Source organism: Geodermatophilus sp. SYSU D01119 (assembly GCF_054049975.1).
This window is the reverse complement of record NZ_JBJGYL010000002.1, coordinates 64,165-84,621: the sequence shown is the minus strand read 5'-3', so window position 1 is coordinate 84,621 and position 20,457 is coordinate 64,165. Positions and strand designations below refer to the sequence as shown.

Here is a 20,457-nt window from a genome sequence, read left to right as displayed (position 1 = left end):
GCCGCGATGAGCGGGACAGGCAGGGTGCGCGTCGCGGTCGTGTTCGGGGGGCGCAGCGCAGAGCACGCGATCTCCTGCGTCTCGGCGGGGAGCGTGATCGCCGCCCTCGACCCGGAGCGCTACGAGGTGGTGCCGGTCGGCATCGCCCGCGACGGCCGCTGGGTCCTGCCCGACCCCGCGCAGCGGCTGGCCATCACCGACGGGCAGCTCCCCGAGGTCACCGGCGGGACGGCGGTCTCCCTCGTCGGCGACCCGGCCGGCCGCGGCCTCGCCGTCCTCGAGCCCGCCGCCGGGATCGGCGCGGCGCTCACCGAGGTGGACGTGGTCTTCCCCGTCCTGCACGGCGCCTACGGCGAGGACGGCACCATCCAGGGCCTGCTGGAGATGAGCGGCCTGCCCTACGTCGGGTCGGGCGTGTTCGCCAGCGCCGCGTCGATGGACAAGGAGTTCACCAAGAAGCTCCTCGCCGCCGCCGGGCTGCCGCAGGGCGACCACGTCGTCCTCCGCGACGCCGGCGGTGCGCTGTGGGCGCACCCCGACGCGCTCTCCTCCGCCGACCGCGAGCGCCTGGGCCTGCCGGTCTTCGTCAAGCCGTCGCGGGCGGGCTCGAGCATCGGCATCACCCGCGTCACCGACTGGGCGCAGTTCCCCGAGGCCGTGGCCACCGCGGCCGCCGTCGACGGCAAGGTCGTCGTCGAGGCCGCCGTCCCGGGCCGGGAGATCGAGTGCGGCGTGCTGGCCGGCCGCGACGGCGGCGCCCCCGAGGCGAGCCTGCCCGCCGAGATCCGGCTCAAGCCCGGCACCGCCTGGTACGACTTCGACGCCAAGTACCTCGAGGACGCCGTCGAGTTCGACGTCCCTGCCGACCTCACCCCCGAGCAGACCCGCGCGGTCCGGGAGGCCTCCTGCCGCGCCTACCTCGCCATGGACTGCGAGGGGCTCGCGCGCGTCGACTTCTTCCTCGGCACCGGCCCGGACGGCGAGGACCGGCTGGTGGTCAACGAGGTCAACACCATGCCCGGCTTCACGCCGATCTCGATGTTCCCGCGGATGTGGGCGGCCAGCGGGGTGTCCTACCCCGAGCTGGTCGACCGGCTGGTCGCCTCCGCGCTGGCGCGGGCGGGCCGGCCGGCCCCTCGGTGACGCGCGGCCGCCGGGCCGTCGTCTCCGCCGGCCTGCTGCTGGCCGGCCCGCTCGTGGCCGCCTGCACGGCCTCCGAGGCCGAGGGTGTGCGGTCGGAGGCCACCCCGACGCCGGGCAGCGTCGAGGAGCTCGGCGACCTGGTGCTCACCGAGGTGCCCTCGGGCCTGCCGCGGATCCCCGACGCCGACCTGCAGCCGCCCGCCGGCGCCAAGACCGTCGACGACGTCGCCTCCTACGCCGACGACCCCGAGCGCGAGCGGGACGTGCTGCGCGACTACGGCTACCGGCACGGCTGGGAGCGCTTCTGGGGCTCCACCACCGGCCCGCTCACCAGCGTCTTCCTCGACCAGTTCGACGACCCGGCGGGAGCCGGCGCCTACGCCGAGGACCTCGCCGGCAACGACGCCGAGGTGTACGAGGGCGTGCTGCGCCACGACCCACCGGACCTGCCCGCCGGGTGCAGCCTGCTCACCGTGGCCGAGGTCGACCCCGCCACCGGGCTGGCCGGCCCGGCCGCGTTCGCCTGGTGCGGCCACGGGGCGTTCAGCGTCGCGGTCACCGCGGTGGCCGGCACCGAGGAGGAGGCGCTCGCCGAGGTCCGCGAGGTCGTGGAGGCGCAGCTGGAGGAGCTGCCGCCGGCCTGAGCGGCCGGGTCAGCGCGCCGGCAGCGCGGTGCGGAGGACGTCGCTGAGCGCGGTCACCGGGGCGCTGTCGACGTCGGGCGGCAGGGTCACCTCGACGTGGACGACGCGGTCGACGGCGGTCCACACGGTGGCGTCGGGGTCGGACTGGTCGACGAACCAGGTGACGCCGTTGATGGTGAACAGGCCCTCCCCGGGCACCAGGCCCGCGGGCGCGTCGACGCCGCAGACCAGCACGACCGGCGGGTCGCCCCACGCGGCGGCGTAGGGGGTGTCGGACTGCACCATGCGGCCCGGGTCCTCGAGCAGGTCCAGCGGCAGCGCCCCCATGAGCGCGGGGCAGTTCGCGTCGGCCTCCGGCGTGGCCGGCGGCACCTCGACCGGCAGCACCGGCAGGTCCTCGCGCTGCTGCCCGGTCGTGGGGCCGAGGTCGGCCACCGGGGGGTCGTCGGCGGCCGGGGCGTCGTCGTCCCCGCCGACCAGCCGGACCACCAGCAGGACCGGCACGACGACGGCCGCGGCCAGCAGGGACAGCCGGCGCAGCGGGTCGGGCCGGGACTGCTCGGGCGGGGGCCCGGGGGCCGCCTCGCGGGGGGAGTCCTCCCGGGCGGGGGTGTCCTCGCTCAGCGGCTCAGATGTTGACGACGGGGCAGGTCAGCGTGCGGGTGATCCCGTCCACCGACTGCACCCGGGCGACGACCAGCCGGCCGAGGTCGTCGACGCTGTCGGCCTCGGCGCGCACGATGACGTCGTAGGGGCCGGTGACGTCCTCGGCCTTGGTCACGCCGGCGATCTCGCTGATCGTCGACGCCACCTGGGCGGCCTTGCCGACCTCGGTCTGGATCAGGATGTAGGCGTGGACCACGGGACGACCTTCCTCCGACGACTCTGCGGGTGGCGGCCTGCCACCGGCAGGCGGACCGGAGCGCAACGTACCCCAGCGACCGGATGTGGCCGGTGACACGGCCCCGTCCGCTGACCGGGCGCGGCGACCTCGCCGACACCGTCCGGGTCGTGGGGGAGTTCGGGGTCATCGCCCGGGTGGTCGCCCGGGCGGGCTCCGCGGCCGCCGCCGAGGTCGGTCCCGGTGACGACGCCGCGGTGCTGCGGGTGCCCGACGGCCGGGTGGTCGCCACCACCGACGTGCTCGTCGAGGGCCGCCACTTCCGGCGTGACTGGTCCTCGGCCGAGGACGTCGGGCACAAGGCCGCCGCGGCCAACCTGGCCGACGTCGCCGCGATGGGCGGCGTGGCCACCGCGCTGCTCGTCGGGCTGGCCTGCCCCGCCGACACCCCGACGTCGTGGCTGGAGGGCGTGGCCGCCGGCATGGCCGCCGAGTGCGCGCCGCTCGGCGCGGCCGTCGTCGGCGGGGACACCGTGGCCTCGGCGCCCGACAGCGGCGCGATCGTGCTGTCGGTGACCGCGCTCGGCGACCTCGGCGGCCGGGCGCCGGTGCTGCGCTCGGGGGCCCGCCCCGGCGACGTCCTCGCGGTCACCGGGCGGCTGGGCTGGTCGGCGTGCGGGCTGGCCGTGCTGCGCCGCGGCTTCAGCAGCCCGATCGCCGCCGTCGGGGCGCACCGCCGCCCCGCCCCGCCCTACGCCGCGGGCCCGGCGGCCGCCGACGCCGGGGCGAGCGCGATGTGCGACGTCAGCGACGGCCTGCTCGCCGACGCCGGCCACCTGGCCGACGCCAGCGGGGTGGTCATCGACGTCGACCGGGCGGCCCTGGTGCGCACGATGCTCGAGCCGCCCGGGCCCATGCAGCAGGTGGCGGCGGCACTCGGTGCCGACCCGCTGTCCTGGGTGCTCACCGGCGGGGAGGACCATGCCCTCCTGGCCACGTTCCCGCCCGGCGCGGCGCTGCCCGCGGGCTGGACGGCCATCGGGGAGGTCCGCGAGGGCGCGGCCGGCGTGACCGTCAGCGGCGAGCCGGCGGCCGACGTCGCGCAGGCCGTGGGTGCAGGGAGGACCGGGCATGTCCACTTCGGCTGAGGCCGCCGGGCGCCGCGTGCGGCTGCGCGACGGGCGGACGGCGCGGCTGCGGGCGGTGCCGTACGACGACCCGCTGGCGCGCGACCTCGTCGGCCGGGTGCAGCAGGAGTACGTCGACCGCTACGGCGGCCCGGACGAGGCCGTCGTCGACCCGGCGGAGTTCGTGCCCCCGGCGGGGTTGTTCCTCGTCGCCGAGGTGGACGGGGAGCCCGCCGGCTGCGGCGCGTGGCGCCGGCACGGCGACTCCGAGGCGGAGGTCAAGCGGGTGTACGTGGTGCCCGCCTTCCGCCGGCTGGGCCTGGCCCAGCTCCTGGTGACCGCGCTGGAGGACTCCGCCCGCGCCGCCGGGTACCGCTCCGTGGTGCTCAACTCCGGCGACCGGCAGCCCGAGGCGCTCGCGCTCTACGCCGCGATGGGGTACCGGCCCGTGCCGGGGTACGGCATCTACGCCGGGGAGGCCGGGGCGGTCTTCCTCGGCCGGCAGCTGACCGACCCCGGGGAGGAGCGGCCGTGGGCGTCGTGACGATCTCCGCGTCCTACGGCGCGGGCGGCCCCGAGGTGGGCCCGGCGGTGGCCGGCCGGCTGGGCCTGGCCTTCCACGACCGCGCCATCCCGGCCCAGGTGGCCGGCCGGCTCGGGGTGTCCCAGGACGACGCCGAGGCGAACGACGAGCGCGTCGTGCGCGGGCTGTGGCGGCTGGTGGCCTCGCTCGGGGCGATGCCCGACCCGATCGGCGGCGTCGTCCCGCTGACCGGCGAGCCCGACGAGCGCGCCTACCGGGAGCAGACCGAGCGGGTGCTGCGCGAGATCGCCGACGGTGCCGGGGGAGTGGTGCTCGGCCGCGCCGGCGCGCTGGTGCTGCGCGACCGGCCCGACGCGCTGCACGTGCGGCTCGACGGCCCGCCGGAGGCGCGGCTGCGCGCGGCGGTGGAGCGCTACGGCCGGCCCGAGGAGGAGACCCGGCGCGAGATGGAGGCCAACGACGCCACCCGCGAGGCCTACGTGCGGCACTTCTACCGCTGCGACGCGGCCGCCGCCCGGCACTACCACCTCGTCGTCGACGGGACGGCGCTGCCGCTGGACACGGTCGTCGACCTGGTGGTCACCGCGGCGCGGGCGCGGGGGATCGGCCGGCCGCACGGCGGGTGAGGCACACGACGAAGGGCCCCGGAGGTCGGGAACCTCCGGGGCCCTTCGGTACGGCTCATCGCCCCCCGGGCGGGGGCGGCGCGGTCAGGCGCGGACGACCTTGCCCGCGCGGATGCACGAGGTGCAGGCGTTGATCCGCTTGCGGTTGCCGGGGGCGACCAGCGCCCGCACCGACTGGATGTTCGGGTTCCAACGGCGCGGCGTGCGGCGGTGCGAGTGCGACACCGACATACCGAAACCGGGCCCCTTGCCACAGACATCGCACACGGCAGCCACGGTGGATCACTCCCAGAGAATCGTCTTCATGAACTCGGCGGTGCGCCGAACGGCACCCGCAGACCGTCGTCCATCGTAACCGCTTCCCCGGCGCGGTGTCGCCATGCCCCTGGGGAGGCCCCCGCGGGCGTCCCGGACCCCCGCGCGCGGGACCGGACCGTCGGCGTCCGTGGGTACCCTCCGGCCGTGCTGCAGGCGCTCGACGACGCCGCGGTCGGACAGTGGTGCCGCACCGCGGTCGCCGCGCTGTCCGCGGCCCGCGAGCGCATCGACGAGCTCAACGTCTTCCCCGTGCCCGACGGCGACACCGGCACCAACCTGCTGTTGACCGCGCAGGCCGCGGTCGCGGCGCTGGAGGCCGCCGGCCCGGCGGAGCCCGCGTGGACGGCGCTGTCGCGCGGTGCGGTGCTCGGCGCCCGGGGCAACAGCGGCACGATCCTCGCCCAGCTGCTGCGCGGCCTGTCCGACTCCCTGGCCGGCGCGGGCCCCGCCGACGGCCCGGCGCTGGCCGCCGCGCTGCAGAAGGCCGCCGACGGCGCCTACTCCGCGGTGGCCGACCCCGAGGAGGGCACCTTCCTCACCGTCGCCCGGGCGGGCGCCGAGGCCGCGGGCGCCGCCGTCGCCGGGGGGCGCACCGCCCTGGCCGACGTCGTGACCGCCGCCGCCGACGGCGCCCGCACGGCGCTGGAGGCCACCCCCGGCCAGCTCGACGTGCTGCGCACCGCGGGCGTGGTCGACGCCGGCGGCGCGGGCCTGTGCCTGGTCCTCGACGCGCTGGTCACCACGGTCACCGGCGTGGAGCCGGCCCGCCCGCCGCTGCACCGCCGCCCGCAGCACGCCCGCCCGCAGCGGCACGAGCACCCCCACCCGCACGCCCCGCACCAGCCGCCGCCGGGCCCGGGCAGCGAGGTGCAGTACCTGCTCGCCGACTCCGACGAGGCCGCCGTCGCCGTCCTGCACGAGCGGCTCGCCGCGCTCGGCGACAGCCTCGTCGTCGTCGGCGTCGACACGCCCACCGGGCGGCAGTGGAACGTGCACGTGCACACCTCCGACGTCGGGGCGGCCATCGAGGCGGGCATCGAGGCCGGGCGCCCGCACGGGATCAGCGTCACGCCGCTGGCGCCGGTGCGGCCGGCCGAGCCGGTGCCGGGGCGGCGCACCGTGGTCGCCGTCGTCCCGGGCGACGGGCTGGCGCGGCTGTTCGCCGGCGAGGGCGTGCGGGCGGTGACCTGCGGCCCCGACGGGGTCACCGAGGACGAGGTCCTCGCCGAGGTGGTCGCCTCCGCCGCCGCCGAGGTCGTGCTGCTGCCCAACGACCCCGCGCTCACCCCGGCCGCCTCCCGCGCCGCCGAGCGCGCCCGGGAGCTCGGCCGCGACGTCGCCGTCGTGCCCACCCGGTCGCCGGTGCAGGGGCTGGCCGCCGTCGCGGTGGCCGACCCCTCCCGCCGGTTCGGCGACGACGTCATCGGCATGGCCGAGGCCGCGGCGGCCACCCGCTGGGCCGAGGTCGCCGTCGCCGAGCAGGAGGCGCTGACCAGCGCGGGCCCCTGCCGCCCGGGCGACGTGCTGGGGTCGGCCGAGGGTGACGTCGTGGTCATCGGCGCCGACCTCGCCGCCGTCGCCTGCGACCTGCTCGACCGGCTGCTGTCGGCCGGCGGGGAGATGGCCACCGTGCTGGTCGGCCCCGACCCCGCGCTCGGCGACGCCGCCTGCGGGCACCTGGCGTCCGCGCACCCGACCGTCGAGGTGGTGCGCTACGAGAGCGGGGCCGCGGTCCCGCTGCAGATCGGGGTGGAGTGACGTGGCGGTCACCCTGGAGACCGACCTCTCCCGCGTGCTCGGCGCGAAGACGGCCAAGGCGATGGCCGAGTCGCTGGAGCTGCGCACCGTGCGCGACCTGCTGCGCCACTACCCGCGCCGCTACGCCCGCCGCGGCGAGATCGCCCGCCTCGACGACCTGCAGGTCGGCGACCGCGTCACCGTGCTGGCGCAGGTCCGCAAGGTCACCAGCCGGCGCATGCGCAACCGCCCCGGCACGCTCACCGAGGTCACCGTCGGCGACGGTGCCGGGCAGATGCAGCTCGTCTTCTTCAACCGGAGGTTCGGCAAGCTCGAGGAGGGCTCCTGGGGGCTGTTCGCCGGCACCGTCGGCGAGTACCGCAACTCCAAGCAGTTCGCCCACCCCGACTTCCACCTCATCACCGGCGACGACGACGAGGACTGGGCCCGCGCGCTCATCCCGATCTACCCCGCGAGCAAGGACGTCTCGAGCTGGGTGATCCAGAAGTCCGTGAAGCTGCTGCTCGACGCCACCGGCGGCTTCGGTTTCGTCGAGGACCCGCTGCCGGAGGACCTGCGCTCCCGGCACGGGCTGCTCAGCCTCGCCGCCGCGCTGCTGGACGTCCACCGGCCCACCTCCGCCGAGGACGTCGAGCGCGCCCAGGACCGGCTCAAGTGGGACGAGGCGCTCACCCTGCAGCTGGTGCTCGCCGCCCGCCGCCGCGCCGCCGCCCTGGAGCCGGGCACCGCCCGCCCGCGCCGGTCCGGCGGGCTGCTCGACGCCGTCGACGCCGCGCTGCCGTTCTCCCTCACCGAGGGCCAGCGCGAGGTGGGGGAGGAGCTGGCCGCCGAGCTGTCCCGCGACCAGCCCATGCACCGCCTGCTGCAGGGCGAGGTGGGGTCGGGCAAGACCGTCGTGGCGCTGCGTGCCATGGCCCAGGTGGTCGACGCCGGCGGGCAGGCCGCGCTGTTGGCGCCCACCGAGGTCCTGGCCGCGCAGCACGCGCGCAGCATCTCCGCGATGCTCGGCCCGCTGGCCCGGGCCGGCGAGCTCGACGGCGACCCCGCCGGCACGAAGGTCGTGCTGCTCACCGGCTCGCTCAAGGCCGCGCCCCGCCGCGCCGCCCGCGCCGCGGTCGCCGACGGCAGCGCCGGGATCGTCGTCGGCACCCACGCGCTGCTGCAGCAGGGCGTCGACTTCGCCGACCTCGGCCTGGTCGTCGTCGACGAGCAGCACCGCTTCGGCGTCGAGCAGCGCGACGCGCTGCGCGCCAAGGGCGAGCGGCCGCCGCACGTGCTGGTCATGACCGCCACGCCGATCCCGCGCACCGTCGCGATGACCGTCTACGGCGACCTGGAGACCTCCGTCCTGCGCCAGCTGCCCAGCGGCCGCGGGGGCGTGGCCAGCTCCGTGGTGCCGGTCAGCGACAAGCCGTCCTGGCTCGACCGCGCCTGGGAGCGGCTGCGCGAGGAGGTCGCCGCCGGCCGGCAGGCCTACGTCGTCTGCCCCCGCATCGGCGACGACGAGACCGGGGACGACGGGACCGACGCCCCCGAGGACGCCGACGGCGCGCCCGAGGAGGGGAAGGGCGGCGACGACCGGCGGCCGCCGCTGGCCGTCCTCGACGTCGCCCGCGCCCTCGACGAGGGCCCGCTCGCCGGCCTGCGCCTCGCGGTCCTGCACGGCCGGATGACGCCGGAGGCCAAGGAGGCGACGATGCGCGCCTTCGCCGCCCGCGAGGTGGACGTGCTGGTGGCCACCACCGTCGTCGAGGTCGGCGTCGACGTGCCCAACGCCACGGTGATGGTCGTCATGGACGCCGACCGCTTCGGCGTCAGCCAGCTGCACCAGCTGCGCGGCCGTGTCGCCCGCGGCAAGCACCGGGGGCTGTGCCTGCTGGTCACCGAGGCCCGCGGGACGACGGCGACCGGGCAGCGGCTGGCCGCCGTCGCCGGCACCTCCGACGGCTTCGAGCTCGCCCGCCTCGACCTCGAGACCCGCCGCGAGGGCGACGTGCTCGGCGCCGCGCAGTCCGGCCGCCGCTCGGGCATCCGGATGCTGTCGCTGCTGGAGGACGAGGAGCTCATCGCGGCGGCGCGCGCCGAGGCCACCGCGCTGCTGGCCACCGACCGCGGCCTGGCCGACCACCCGGGCCTGGCGATGGAGGTGGCGGCCCTGGCCACCGACGAGCGCGCCGAGTACCTGGAGAAGGCGTGACGCGCCTGATCTCCGGGGCGGCAGGAGGGCGGCGGCTGAAAGTGCCGCCGAGCGGCGTGCGGCCCACCGGCGACCGCGCCCGCGAGGGCCTGTTCAACAGCCTGGGCTCGCTGCTCGACCTCGACGGCGCCGCCGTCCTCGACCTGTACGCGGGGTCGGGCGCGCTGGGCCTCGAGGCGCTCTCGCGCGGGGCCGCGCAGGCGGTGCTCGTCGAGAACGGGCCCCGGGTGCTGCCGGTGCTGCGCGCCAACGTCGCCGCCGTCGGGCTGCCCGGCGCGCGGGTGGTCGCCGGGTCGGTGCCCACCGTCGTCGGCGGCGCGCCGCCGGCCCGCTTCGACCTCGTGCTCGCCGACCCGCCCTACGCCGTCCCGGCCGCCGAGGTCCTCGGCGTCCTCGGCGCGCTGGTCACGGGGGAGTGGCTGGCGCCGGGGGCGGTGGTCGTCGTCGAGCGGTCCTCCCGCGAGGAGCCGTGGGAGTGGCCGACACCGCTCACCGGCATCCGCGACCGCCGCTACGGAGAGGCGCTGCTCCGGTACGGTCGCCTCCCGTGAGGCGAGCGGTGTGTCCCGGGTCCTTCGACCCGGTCACCAACGGCCACGTCGACGTGATCGCGCGGGCGGCCGGGCTGTACGACGAGCTGGTGGTCGCCGTGCTGGTGAACCCGGGCAAGGCCGGCCTGTTCAGCGTCGACGAGCGCATGGAGCTGCTGCGCGAGGCGGTCGCCGACCTGCCGAACGTCGTCGTCGACAGCTTCAGCGGGCTGCTCGTCGACTACTGCCGCGGCCACGACATCCCGGTCGTGGTCAAGGGCCTGCGCGCGGTCGGCGACTTCGAGTACGAGCTGCAGATGGCGCAGATGAACCGCGAGCTCGCCGGCGTCGAGACGCTGTTCGTGCCCACCGCCCCGCAGGTCGGCCACCTGTCCTCCAGCCTGGTCAAGCAGATCGCCACCTTCGGCGGCGACGTCTCCCGGCTGGTGCCCAAGGCCGTCCTCGACCGGCTGCTGGCCAAGCGGGACGCGGCCACGTGACCGAGCTCGCGAGGTCACGCAGGGCGCGGTCCGGCAGCGGGTCGACGAGCGCCAGCGAGGAGGCTCGGTGACGGAGGTCGTCTACCGGCTCTACGAGACCGTCGACGAGCTCAGCCGGCTGATCGAGAACGCGCGCAGCGTGCCCATGTCGGGCTCGTGCATCCTGCCGCGCGACCAGCTGCTGGACCTGCTCGACGACCTCCGGGAGAACCTGCCCGACGAGGTGCACGCCGCCGGCGCGATCGTCGAGCAGCGCACCGAGATCCTCGAGCAGGCCCAGGCCGAGGCCGAGCAGCTGACCGGGCGCACCCGCGAGGAGGCCGACCGGCTCGTCGCCGGCGCCCGCCGCCAGCGCGAGGAGATCCTCGGCACGGCCCGCCGCCAGCGCGACGAGCTGCTCGCCCGCGCCCAGGCTGAGGCCGACGAGCTGCTCGGGCAGGCCGAGGCGGAGGCCGACCGGCTGCTGGCCGAGGCGCGCGACCACCACGCGGCGGTGCTGGCCGACGCCGAGGCGCAGCAGGCCGAGCTGCTGGCCGTCGCGCAGGCCGAGCACGAGCGCCTGGTCACCGAGACCGAGGTCTACCGCGGCGCCGTCGCCCGCTCCGACGAACTCGGCGCGCAGACCGTCGCGGAGGTCAACCGGATGCGCGCGGAGGTCGACGAGTACGTCGACACCCGCCTCGCCGACTTCGGCACCACCCTCGAGCGGATGCTGCGCTCGGTGGAGAAGGCCCGGGAGACCCTGCGCGACTGAGCGGGGCCGGACGGCACCCGCGCAGGATCGGGTAGTCTCGGTTGCTGGTCCACCGGTGACCTCCCCGGACCGGATCCCCTCCTCTGACGACCGCGAGTACCGACATGCCTGCCGCCCCATCCCGCCGCCCAGGCGCCGCGAGCCCCGACGCCCGGCGTCCCGCCGCCAACCCCTGGGCCGTCGAGCTGCGCGAGCTCGGCCGCCGCGCGGGCTCCCTGCAGGAGCTCGACCGCACCGTCCCGGCTCCCGAGGGCTGGCGGCTCGAACTCGTCGGCGTGCCCGAGGGCGCCCCGGTGCACCTGCGGCTGCGCCTGGAGTCGGTGATGGAGGGCGTGCTGGTCTCCGGCGCCGTCGAGGTGCCGGTGGAGGGCCAGTGCGCCCGCTGCCTGGAGCCTGTCGAGGACACCCTCGAGCTCGACGTCCAGGAGCTCTACGCCTACCCGGGCAGCACCACCGAGGCCACGAGCGAGGAGGACGAGGTCCGCCTCGTCGAGGGCGAGCGCATCGACCTCGAGCCGATGGTCCGCGACACCGTCGTCCTGGCACTGCCGCTCTCGCCCACCTGCACCGACGACTGCGCGGGCCTGTGCTCCGGCTGCGGCCAGCGCATCGACGACCTCCCGGCCGACCACTCGCACGAGCTGGTCGACCCCCGCTGGGCCGGCCTCGCCGGCCGACTCACCACCGGAGCGGTCACCGACCGTCCGGACGACCCTGAGGAGAACTGACCGTGGCCGTCCCGAAGCGGAAGATGTCCCGCGCCAACACCCGCGCCCGCCGGTCGCAGTGGAAGGCGAGCGCCCCCACGCTCACCCCCTGCCCGAACCGTGCCTGCGGTCAGCTCAAGCCGCCGCACCAGGCCTGCCCGAACTGCGGCCAGCACGCCGGCCGCCAGGTCCTCTCCGTCTGACGACGCCGTCCGTGGGCAGCGCCGCCCGCACGCCGGTGGTCCCCGAGGGCGGGTCACCGGCGGGTCAGGCGCACGCCGACCGCGCAGCCGCCTGGCTGCTCGACGCACTCCGCGTCGAGCTGCCCGGCGGCCTGCTGGCGTTGGCGCTGACCCACCGATCGTGGGCCTACGAGAACGGCGGGGTGCCGACCAACGAGCGCCTGGAGTTCCTCGGCGACGCCGTGCTCGGCCTGGTCGTCACCGACGAGCTCTACCGCAGCCAGCCCGACCTGCCCGAGGGTCGGCTGGCCAAGCTGCGGGCGTCGGTGGTCAACATGACCTCGCTGGCCGGGGTCGCCCGGCGGCTCGGCGCCGGCGGGCTGGGCCCGCACCTGCTGCTCGGCCGCGGTGAGGAGACCACCGGCGGCCGGGAGAAGGACTCGATCCTCGCCGACGCGCTCGAGGCGCTGATCGGCGCGATCCACCTGGGCCTGGGCCTCGACGCCGCCTCGGCGATCGTGCACCGGCTGTTCGACCCGCTGCTGGTCGAGTCGGCCAAGCGCGGGGCGGGCCTGGACTGGAAGACCAGCCTCCAGGAGCTCGGCGCCGCCCGGGGCCTGGGCGCCCCGGTCTACGACGTCACCGACGAGGGCCCGCCGCACGCCAAGACGTTCACCGCGTCGGTGTCGCTGGCCGGCGTCGTCCGCGGCGCCGGCACCGGCCGCACCAAGAAGGCCGCCGAGCAGGAGGCCGCCGAGGCCGCCTGGCGGTCGGTCTCCAGCGAGGGCCCCACCCCGGACCCGGCCGGGTCCCCCGCGGAGTAGTCCCGTGCCCGAGCTGCCCGAGGTCGAGGTGGTCCGGCGCGGCCTCGAGCGCTGGGTCGCCGGCCGCACCGTGGCCGCCGTCGAGGTGCACCACCCGCGCGCCGTGCGCCGTCACCTCGAGGGCGCCGAGCACTTCGTCGGGGCGCTGACCGGCCGCGCGTTCGCCGCCGCGCACCGCCGCGGCAAGTACCTGTGGCTGCCGCTCACCGAGCCCGACGGCGCCCCCTCCGGCCGCGCGATGGTCGCCCACCTCGGCATGAGCGGGCAGCTGCTGGTGGAGAAGCGGAGCCAGCCCGACGAGACGCACCTGCGCGCCCGGTTCACCTTCACCGACGGCGGTCGCGAGCTGCGCTTCGTCGACCAGCGCACCTTCGGCGGGCTGGCGGTCGAGGAGTGCGCCGGGGGCGGTGGGGTGGGTGAGGACGCAGCCGAGCGGATCCCGTCGCGCCTCGCGCACATCGCCATCGACCCGCTGGACCCCTCCTTCGACGAGGCCGGCTTCAGCGCGGCGCTGCGCCGGCGCAGGACCGAGGTCAAGCGGGCGCTGCTGGACCAGACGCTCATCGGCGGCGTCGGCAACATCTACGCCGACGAGTCGCTGTGGCGGGCCCGGCTGCACGGCGCGCGCCCCACCGACAGGCTGACCCGCGCCCAGGTCGCCGACCTGCTCGACGGCGTCCGCAGCGTGCTCGGCGAGGCGCTGGCGCAGGGCGGCACCTCGTTCGACTCCCTCTACGTCGACGTCAACGGGCAGAGCGGCTACTTCTCCCGCTTCCTCGCCGTGTACGGCCAGCTCGACCGGCCCTGCCCCCGCTGCGGCACGCCCGTCGTCCGGGAGCAGTTCATGAACCGGTCGAGCTACAGCTGCCCGCTGTGCCAGCCGCGGCCGCGCGTGAGGCGCTCGTGAGTGCGGACCTGCGGGTGCGCGTGCTGGTCAGCGGCCACGTGCAGGGCGTCGGTTACCGCTGGTTCGTCCGCGGCCTGGCCGAGGCGGCGGGGCTCGCGGGATCGGCGCGCAACCTCCCCGACGGCCGCGTCGAGATCGAGCTGGAGGGGCCGGCCGAGGACGTCCGCGCCGTCGTCGCCGCGCTCGACGGGCCGCGAGCGCCCGGGTCGGTGACCGGCGTGGTGCCCGAGGAGCGCGTGGTGCAGGGGGGATCCGGCTTCACCACGGCGTGACGAAGACGACATCCACCCGACACGGGAGGGGTCCAGGGTCGGCGTTGACCTGCGTGTCCGGGGCTGTCACCCTGGAGGCACCGAGCCCGCGCCGACCGACTTCCCGGGGCGGCGGGCACCCCCACCGCTGTCGAAAGGCCGCTGTCGCCATGGCCAAGGCCCTGTTCGGTTCCGTCGTGTCGCCCGCGGAGCTCCGCGTACTCGAGGAGAACGCGGCCCTGCGCGCGAAGGTGCGCCGCCTGGAGCAGGAGCTCGGCGAGCTGCGCGCCCAGCGCGACGCCGCCCGCGACGCCGTCATCGCCTCCGAGCTGCTGAGCATGGCCGGCGACAACGCCGCGCCGGCGCTCGCGTAACACCTGCACCGCCACCCGGCGCGCACGGCCGCCGCCGGGTGAGAGCCTCCCTCCCGTGCACCTGTCGAGCCTGACGCTCAAGGGCTTCAAGTCCTTCGCGTCCGCGACGACGCTGCGCCTGGAGCCGGGCATCACCGCCATCGTCGGGCCCAACGGTTCGGGCAAGTCCAACGTCGTCGACGCCATCGCCTGGGTGCTCGGCGAGCAGGGCGCGAAGTCCCTGCGCGGCGGCAAGATGGAGGACGTCATCTTCGCCGGCACCGCCGGCCGCGCGGCCCTCGGCCGCGCCGAGGTGACGCTCACGATCGACAACGCCGACGGTGCCCTGCCGATCGACTACACCGAGGTGTCGGTCACCCGCCGCATGTACCGCTCCGGCGAGAGCGAGTACGAGATCAACGGCGACAAGGTGCGGCTGCTCGACGTGCAGGAGCTGCTCAGCGACGCCGGCATCGGCCGCGAGATGCACGTCATCGTCGGCCAGGGCCAGCTCGACGCCGTCCTCACCGGCCGCCCCGAGGACCGCCGCGCCTTCATCGAGGAGGCCGCCGGCGTCCTCAAGCACCGCAAGCGCAAGGAGAAGGCGCTCCGCAAGCTCGACGGGATGCAGGCCAACCTCGACCGGCTGGCCGACCTCACCGCCGAGCTGCGCCGCCAGCTCAAGCCCCTCGGGCGCCAGGCCGAGGTGGCCCGCCGCGCCGCCGGCGTGCAGGCCGACCTGCGCGACGCACGTCTCCGCCTGCTCGCCGACGACCTGGTCGGACTGCGGGACGCGCTGGACAAGGACGTCGCCGACGAGGCCGCGGCCCGCGCGCGCCGCGCCGTCGTCGAGGCGGAGCTCGCGGGCGTCGCGCGCCGGGAGGCGCAGCTCGACGCCGCCCAGGCCGCCGACGCCCCGCGCCTGGGCGCCGCGCAGGACACCTGGTACCGGCTGTCCGCGCTGACCGAGCGCTTCCGCGGCATCGCCTCGCTGGCCGCCGAGCGCTCCCGGCACCTGTCGGCGCCCGTCCCGGTCGGCACCGGCGGCCGCGACCCCGAGCAGCTCGAGGCCGAGGCCGACCGGGTCGACGCCACCGAGGCCGAGCTCGCCGCGGGCCTGGCGGCCGAGCGCGGCCGGCTGGCCGCCGCCGTCACCGCCCGCACCGAGCTGGAGGAGGCGCTCGCGGCCGAGGAGCGGGCCTGGGTCGCGGCCACCCGGGCCATCGCCGACCGCCGCGAGGGCCTGGCCCGCCTGTCCGGGAAGGTCGCCGCCGCCCGGTCGCGGGCCGCCGCCGGGCAGGCGGAGGCCGAGCGGCTGGCGCAGGCAGCCGCCGAGGCCGCCGCGCGGGCCGAGGCCGCGCAGGCCCGGCTCGACGAGCGCCGCGCCGGGGCCGGCGACGCCGACGACGAGGACGTCGCCCTGGTCACCGCGCACGCCGACGCCGTCGCCGCGCGCACCGCCGCCGCCCGCGCGGTCACCGAGCTGGCCGACGCCGAGCGCGCCGCCGAGCGCGACCGCGCCTCGTGGGCCGCCCGCCGCGACACCCTCGCCCAGGGCCTCGCCCCGGCCGACGGCGCCGCCGCCGTGCTGGCCGCGGGGACCTCCGGCGCGCTGGCCGGCGTCCTCGGGCCGGTGGCCGAGCGGATCACCGTCGCGCCGGGCGCCGAGGTCGCGCTGGCCGCGGCGCTGGGCGGGCTCGCCGAGGCGGTCGCCGTCGCCGGGGTCACCGGTGCCGCCGACGCCCTGGCGCACCTGCGCGACGCCGGCGGCGGCCGGGCCGCGCTGCTGGTCACCGGCGGCCCGGACGCCCCGCCGCGCGACGGGGAGCCCGCGCTGCCGGAGGGCCTGCGCTGGGCGGTCGACCTCGTCGAGGCGCCCGACGAGCTGCGGCCGGCCCTCGCCCGGGCGCTGGACCGCGTCGCCGTCGTCCCGACCCTGGGCGCCGCGGCCGCGCTGGTCGGCGCCCACCCCACGCTCCGGGCGGTCACAACCGACGGCGACCTGGTCGGCGCCGACCGAGCCTGGGGCGGTGCCTCGGAGGCGCCGTCGGGCCTGGAGGTGCGGGCGCGGGTCGACGAGGCCGAGCGCGAGCACGCCGCCGCGGCCGCCCGCGCCGCCGACCTCGCCACGCGGCTGGCCGCCGCCCGCGAGACCGCGCAGGTCCGCGCCGCCGACGTCGAGGCCGCGCAGGCCGCCCGCCGGGACGCCGACCGCACCCGCTCGAAGCTCGCCGCCGAGCTCGCCGAACTGGGCGCCGCCGCGCGCTCGGCCGCCGCCGAGGCCGACCGCTCCGACGCCGCCCGGCGGCGCGCCGAGCGGGCGCTGGAGGAGTCGGCCACCGGGCTGGCCGAGCTCGAGGCCCGGCTCACCGAGGCCGAGTCGGCGCCCGCGGAGGAGGAGCCCGACCCCGGGCAGCGCGACCGGCTGCGGCTGGAGGTCGCCGCCGCCCGGCAGGCCGAGACCGAGGCCCGGCTGGCGGTGCGCACCGCGGAGGAGCGCGCCCGCGCGCTGTCCGGCCGCGCCGAGGCGCTGCGCCGGCAGGCCCGGCAGGAGCGCGCCGCCCGCGAGCGGGCCGCCGCGGCCGCCCTGGCCCGCCGCCGCGGCGCCGAGGTGGCCGGCCGGGTGCGCGCCGGCGCGGAGCACGCCCTCACCGCCCTGGCGACGTCGCTGGCCCGCGCCGCCGCCGAGCGCGACGAGCTGGCCCGGCAGCGCAGCGCCCGCGAGGCCGAGCTGCTGGAGGTGCGCACCCGCGTCCGCGCGGCCACCGCCGAGCTCGAGCGGCTCACCGACGAGGTGCACCGCGACGAGGTGGCCCGGGCCGAGCAGCGGCTGCGCATCGAGGCCCTGGAGGAGCGGGCCGCCGAGGAGTTCGGCGTCGACCTGCCCACGCTGGTCGCCGAGTACGGCCCGGCCGCGCCCGTGCCGCCGTCACCGGCGCGGATCGCCGCCGCGGAGGCGGCGGGGGAGCCCGCGCCCGGGCCGGTGCCCTACGACCGCGCGACGCAGGAGCGCCGCGCCGCCCAGGCCGAGCGGGACCTGGCCACGCTCGGCCGGGTCAACCCGCTGGCCCTGGAGGAGTTCGCGGCGCTGGAGGAGCGGCACACCTTCCTCGCCACCCAGCTCGAGGACCTCAAGGCCACCCGCCGCGACCTGCTGACCGTCGTCCGCGAGGTCGACGGGCGCATCCACGACGTGTTCGCCGCGGCCTTCGCCGACGTGGCCCGCGAGTTCGAGGGCGTCTTCGCCACGCTGTTCCCCGGCGGGCAGGGCCGGCTGGTGCTCACCGACCCGGAGGACATGCTCACCACCGGCGTGGAGATCGAGGCCCGCCCGCCGGGCAAGAAGGTCAAGCGGCTGTCGCTGCTGTCCGGCGGCGAGCGCTCGCTGACCGCCGTCGCGCTGCTGGTGGCCATCTTCCGGGCGCGGCCCTCGCCGTTCTACGTGCTCGACGAGGTGGAGGCCGCCCTCGACGACGTCAACCTCGGCCGGCTGCTCACCCTCGTCGAGCAGCTGCGGGCGACGTCGCAGCTGATCGTCATCACCCACCAGAAGCGCACGATGGAGATCGCCGACGCGCTCTACGGCGTGAGCATGCGCGGCGACGGCATCACCGGCGTCATCAGCCAGCGGCTGCGCGAGCCCGACCCGGCCTAGGCACAGGAAGCCGTCCGCACGTTCTCGGCCCCGGGACGTGCGTATCGCTCCCCGTGCCTCGCTAGACGCCGGAGGGGACCAGCAGGTCGACGGCGAGCGGCAGGTGGTCCGAGGCGCCGGCGCCGTCGAGCACGCGGGCCGAGGCCACCTGGATGCCCGGGGTCACCCACACCTGGTCGATGCGCGCGTGCGGCGCCCGCGCCGGGTGGGTGAGCCCCTCGTCGCGCTGCCAGAACCGCCAGCGGGCCTGGTCGTCGCGGTCGCCGGCGAGGGCCCACGCGTCGGAGAAGTCGGCGCGCAGGGCGGACAGCTCGGGCGCGTCCGGGGCGGCGTTGAGGTCGCCGACCACCACGCCGGTCTCCATCGAGTCGGTGTGCAGGTCGCGCAGCAGCTGCACCTGACGGGCCCGCTCCTCGGCCGACCGGGTGGTCAGGTGCGTGGTGGTCACCCACAGCGCGCCGCCGTCGAGCTCGACCAGCGTGCGCAGCGCGCTGCGCGGCTCACCGGTGCCCGGCAGCGGGTGGACGTCGCTGATCAGGATCGGCAGCCGGGACAGCAGCGCGTTGCCGTACTGGCGGCGCGGCGCGTCGCCGGGGCGCTCCTCGTCGATCGCCGGGCCCCACGCCAGCTGCATGTCCAGCGCGCGGGACAGCAGCAGCGCCTGGTCGACGTCCTCGCTGCGGTCGCCGAAGTGCCGGTCCACCTCCTGCAGGCAGATGACGTCGGCGTCGGCGGCGGCGAGCACCTTCGCCAGCCGCGGCAGGTCGTGCCGGCGGTCGTCGCCCACCCCGTGGTGGGTGTTGAAGGTGACCAGCCGCACCGGGATCGGCGGCTGGTCGGGACCGGGGGCGGGCTTCACGCCATGGGGATCGGTCACCCCGTCAGCCTGTCACCCGTCGACGGCGACCGTCGCCGGAACCGGGTCGGCCAGCGGCAGGTCGAGCACCTGCTGCAGGCCCTCCTGGCCGTCGGGTCGGTGGTCGCTCACGTGCAGCACGAAGCGGGCCTGCCGGCCCTCGAGCACCAGCTCGCCGACCTGGTTGCCGAAGAACGGGCCCGCCGCCTTCGCCCACTCCACCGACGGCGGCCGCACCCGCGCCGCCCGCGCGATCACGCCGGTGAGCCGGCGGGCCCACCGGCTCCAGCCGATCCGGAACCCGACGCGGATGGGGTGCGGCGCCTGGTTGTGCAGCGGGGAGACCGTCAGCTGGTGCACCCGGCCGGTCAGGCCGCCGGGGGAGACGACCTCGGCGGCGTAGGCGTGGTGGACGTCGCCGGAGAGCACCAGCGCGGTCGCCGGGGCGCGGCCGTGCTCCCCGCGGGCGACGGCGAGCAGCGCGGCCGCGAGCCGGTCGAAGCTGTGCCCGAAGGCGGCCCAGTGCTCGAGGTCGGCGGCCTGCCGCACCGCCTCGGCGGCCTTCCCCCGCCAGCGGCCCTCGTGCCGGACGGCGACCGCCTCGTCCACGCGCTCGATCGAGTCGACGGCGTGGGGGAGCAGCCACGGCAGCGAGGTGCCGACGAGCAGGTGGTCGACGCCGTCGGCGACGGCCTGCCGCATCTGGTCCTCGATCCAGGCGAACTCGTCGTCGTCGACCATGCGGCGGCCCTGCTCGTCGAGGACCCGGCCGGCGCGGCTGTCGACCATGACCAGCCGGGCGTCGCCCCAGTGCCGCACGTAGCTCCAGCGCACCGTCCGCGGCTCGCGGTCGGCGGCGACGGCCATCCCGCGCAGCAGCGGCTCGGCGTCGGTGCCCTCGGGCAGGTCGAGGACGGCCTGCCAGGTGCGGTCGGCGGCGAGCTCGGCGGGGCTCAGGTTCCCCAGGTGCTGGTGCACCCAGTAGCTGACCAGGCCGCCGGCGATCCGCTCGGCCCACCAGCCGGTGGCGGTCACCTTCCTCCGCCAGGCCGCCGACGTGTTCCAGTCGTCGATCATCTCGTGGTCGTCGAAGACCATCGACGACGGGATCGTCGACAGCAGCCAGCGCACCTGCGGGTCCATCCACGACTCGGCGTACAGCCGCGTGTACTCCTCCCGGTCGCGCACCTGCGCGTCCTCGGGCACCGGCTCGCCGCGGTGCACGGTGAGCCAGGCGCGCGTGGCCGAGGTGAGCTCGTCGGCGTAGACCTGGTCGCCGAGCAGCACCAGCGCGTCGGGCCACTCCTCCTCGGGGAGGGCGGCCACCCGCTGGGCGTAGGCGTCGAGGGCGTCGGGCGGGATGCCCTCGCCCAGGTCGACGGTGCTGGGGGCGGCGTAGCGGCAGGAGCCGAAGGCCAGCCGGAACGGCCCGGGCCGGCCGGGGGTGCGGATGCGGCTGGCCGGGAACGGGGAGCTCGCCTCCGGCCACACCCGCTCGCCGTCGGTGCCGTCGGTGGACAGGCGCACCTCGTAGGGGGTCGTGCTGCCGGGCTCCAGCCCCTCGACGACGACGAGGGCGTACCAGTGGCCGCCCACGCGGAAGGTGCGCGCGGTCCGGCCGAGGACGTCGACGGTGCACGGGCGGTCGGTCTCCACCCACACCGTGGCCGACACTGGGTCGACGTGCCGCAGCAGCGGCCCGAGCAGCAGGGCGGGGGTGTCTCCCGCGGGGAACGTCAC

At 77.2% G+C, this 20,457-nt stretch carries 22 protein-coding genes; 17 read left to right on the top strand and 5 right to left on the bottom strand.

Annotated elements, in window-relative coordinates; genetic code table 11:
• The first annotated feature begins 6 nt into the window (after nucleotides 1-6).
• Both ACI79X_RS01960 and ACI79X_RS01955 read left to right on the top strand, forming a co-directional pair.
• Nucleotides 7-1,143, top strand: a complete 1,137-nt coding sequence (locus tag ACI79X_RS01960) for a D-alanine--D-alanine ligase family protein (protein WP_457023729.1) — start codon at nucleotides 7-9, stop codon at nucleotides 1,141-1,143.
• Entirely contained in the window at nucleotides 1,140-1,787 is a 648-nt protein-coding gene (locus ACI79X_RS01955; RefSeq protein WP_457023728.1) for a hypothetical protein, read from the top strand. The genes ACI79X_RS01960 and ACI79X_RS01955 overlap by 4 nt, the downstream gene beginning before the upstream one ends.
• Before the next feature lie 9 nt (nucleotides 1,788-1,796).
• Here ACI79X_RS01955 and ACI79X_RS01950 read toward each other — a convergent pair whose 3' ends face one another.
• Together ACI79X_RS01950 and ACI79X_RS01945 are read right to left on the bottom strand one after the other, a co-directional pair.
• Nucleotides 1,797-2,291: a DUF3515 domain-containing protein gene (locus ACI79X_RS01950; protein WP_457023727.1), complete on the bottom strand. Its 495-nt coding sequence runs from the start codon at nucleotides 2,289-2,291 to the stop codon at nucleotides 1,797-1,799.
• A 124-nt stretch (nucleotides 2,292-2,415) separates the two neighbouring features.
• Entirely contained in the window at nucleotides 2,416-2,649 is a 234-nt protein-coding gene (locus tag ACI79X_RS01945; RefSeq protein WP_457023726.1) for an Lrp/AsnC ligand binding domain-containing protein, read from the bottom strand.
• Nucleotides 2,650-2,741: 92 nt separating this feature from the next.
• On the opposite strand from ACI79X_RS01945, the gene ACI79X_RS01940 reads away from it, so the two are divergent.
• The 3 genes from ACI79X_RS01940 to ACI79X_RS01930 are packed head-to-tail and all read left to right on the top strand — an operon-like array spanning nucleotide 2,742 to nucleotide 4,925.
• Complete coding sequence (locus tag ACI79X_RS01940; RefSeq protein WP_457023725.1) at nucleotides 2,742-3,776, top strand: thiamine-phosphate kinase; 1,035 nt, start codon at nucleotides 2,742-2,744, stop codon at nucleotides 3,774-3,776.
• Complete coding sequence (locus tag ACI79X_RS01935) at nucleotides 3,760-4,299, top strand: GNAT family N-acetyltransferase (protein WP_457023724.1); 540 nt, start codon at nucleotides 3,760-3,762, stop codon at nucleotides 4,297-4,299. Before ACI79X_RS01940 ends, ACI79X_RS01935 begins: the two co-directional genes overlap by 17 nt.
• Nucleotides 4,287-4,925: a cytidylate kinase-like family protein gene (locus ACI79X_RS01930; protein ID WP_457023723.1), complete on the top strand. Its 639-nt coding sequence runs from the start codon at nucleotides 4,287-4,289 to the stop codon at nucleotides 4,923-4,925. The genes ACI79X_RS01935 and ACI79X_RS01930 overlap by 13 nt, the downstream gene beginning before the upstream one ends.
• Before the next feature lie 84 nt (nucleotides 4,926-5,009).
• Here ACI79X_RS01930 and rpmB read toward each other — a convergent pair whose 3' ends face one another.
• A complete protein-coding gene (rpmB, locus tag ACI79X_RS01925; RefSeq protein ID WP_436277817.1) occupies nucleotides 5,010-5,192 on the bottom strand; it encodes a 50S ribosomal protein L28 in 183 nt (60 codons plus the stop codon).
• A 195-nt stretch (nucleotides 5,193-5,387) separates the two neighbouring features.
• On the opposite strand from rpmB, the gene ACI79X_RS01920 reads away from it, so the two are divergent.
• The 12 genes from ACI79X_RS01920 to smc all read left to right on the top strand — a co-directional run bounded on the left by ACI79X_RS01920 (nucleotide 5,388) and on the right by smc (nucleotide 17,861).
• Nucleotides 5,388-7,001, top strand: coding sequence for a DAK2 domain-containing protein (locus ACI79X_RS01920; RefSeq protein ID WP_457023722.1), 1,614 nt, complete (start codon nucleotides 5,388-5,390; stop codon nucleotides 6,999-7,001).
• Nucleotide 7,002: 1 nt separating this feature from the next.
• A complete protein-coding gene (recG, locus tag ACI79X_RS01915; protein ID WP_457023721.1) occupies nucleotides 7,003-9,198 on the top strand; it encodes an ATP-dependent DNA helicase RecG in 2,196 nt (731 codons plus the stop codon).
• A complete protein-coding gene (rsmD, locus tag ACI79X_RS01910) occupies nucleotides 9,195-9,749 on the top strand; it encodes a 16S rRNA (guanine(966)-N(2))-methyltransferase RsmD (protein ID WP_457023720.1) in 555 nt (184 codons plus the stop codon). Before recG ends, rsmD begins: the two co-directional genes overlap by 4 nt.
• Entirely contained in the window at nucleotides 9,746-10,228 is a 483-nt protein-coding gene (gene coaD, locus ACI79X_RS01905) for a pantetheine-phosphate adenylyltransferase (protein ID WP_457023719.1), read from the top strand. The genes rsmD and coaD overlap by 4 nt, the downstream gene beginning before the upstream one ends.
• Before the next feature lie 67 nt (nucleotides 10,229-10,295).
• The gene (locus tag ACI79X_RS01900) at nucleotides 10,296-10,982 is read left to right on the top strand and encodes a hypothetical protein (protein ID WP_457023718.1); all 687 of its coding nucleotides are present in this window, start codon (nucleotides 10,296-10,298) and stop codon (nucleotides 10,980-10,982) included.
• Nucleotides 10,983-11,086: 104 nt separating this feature from the next.
• Entirely contained in the window at nucleotides 11,087-11,710 is a 624-nt protein-coding gene (locus ACI79X_RS01895; protein WP_457023717.1) for a YceD family protein, read from the top strand.
• A 2-nt stretch (nucleotides 11,711-11,712) separates the two neighbouring features.
• Nucleotides 11,713-11,892, top strand: a complete 180-nt coding sequence (gene rpmF, locus ACI79X_RS01890; RefSeq protein ID WP_075014296.1) for a 50S ribosomal protein L32 — start codon at nucleotides 11,713-11,715, stop codon at nucleotides 11,890-11,892.
• Between the two features lie 11 nt (nucleotides 11,893-11,903).
• The gene (gene rnc, locus ACI79X_RS01885; protein ID WP_457023716.1) at nucleotides 11,904-12,695 is read left to right on the top strand and encodes a ribonuclease III; all 792 of its coding nucleotides are present in this window, start codon (nucleotides 11,904-11,906) and stop codon (nucleotides 12,693-12,695) included.
• Between the two features lie 4 nt (nucleotides 12,696-12,699).
• Nucleotides 12,700-13,602: a bifunctional DNA-formamidopyrimidine glycosylase/DNA-(apurinic or apyrimidinic site) lyase gene (gene mutM / locus ACI79X_RS01880; protein WP_457023715.1), complete on the top strand. Its 903-nt coding sequence runs from the start codon at nucleotides 12,700-12,702 to the stop codon at nucleotides 13,600-13,602.
• The gene (locus tag ACI79X_RS01875; protein ID WP_457023714.1) at nucleotides 13,599-13,874 is read left to right on the top strand and encodes an acylphosphatase; all 276 of its coding nucleotides are present in this window, start codon (nucleotides 13,599-13,601) and stop codon (nucleotides 13,872-13,874) included. Before mutM ends, ACI79X_RS01875 begins: the two co-directional genes overlap by 4 nt.
• A gap of 149 nt (nucleotides 13,875-14,023) precedes the next feature.
• Nucleotides 14,024-14,227: a hypothetical protein gene (locus tag ACI79X_RS01870; protein ID WP_457023713.1), complete on the top strand. Its 204-nt coding sequence runs from the start codon at nucleotides 14,024-14,026 to the stop codon at nucleotides 14,225-14,227.
• A gap of 55 nt (nucleotides 14,228-14,282) precedes the next feature.
• On the top strand, nucleotides 14,283-17,861 hold the full coding sequence (smc, locus tag ACI79X_RS01865) for a chromosome segregation protein SMC (RefSeq protein WP_457023712.1): 3,579 nt from the start codon (nucleotides 14,283-14,285) through the stop codon (nucleotides 17,859-17,861).
• A gap of 61 nt (nucleotides 17,862-17,922) precedes the next feature.
• Here smc and ACI79X_RS01860 read toward each other — a convergent pair whose 3' ends face one another.
• Nucleotides 17,923-18,738, bottom strand: coding sequence for an endonuclease/exonuclease/phosphatase family protein (locus ACI79X_RS01860; RefSeq protein ID WP_457023711.1), 816 nt, complete (start codon nucleotides 18,736-18,738; stop codon nucleotides 17,923-17,925).
• Between the two features lie 12 nt (nucleotides 18,739-18,750).
• Nucleotides 18,751-20,457: an alkaline phosphatase D family protein gene (locus ACI79X_RS01855; protein ID WP_457023710.1), complete on the bottom strand. Its 1,707-nt coding sequence runs from the start codon at nucleotides 20,455-20,457 to the stop codon at nucleotides 18,751-18,753.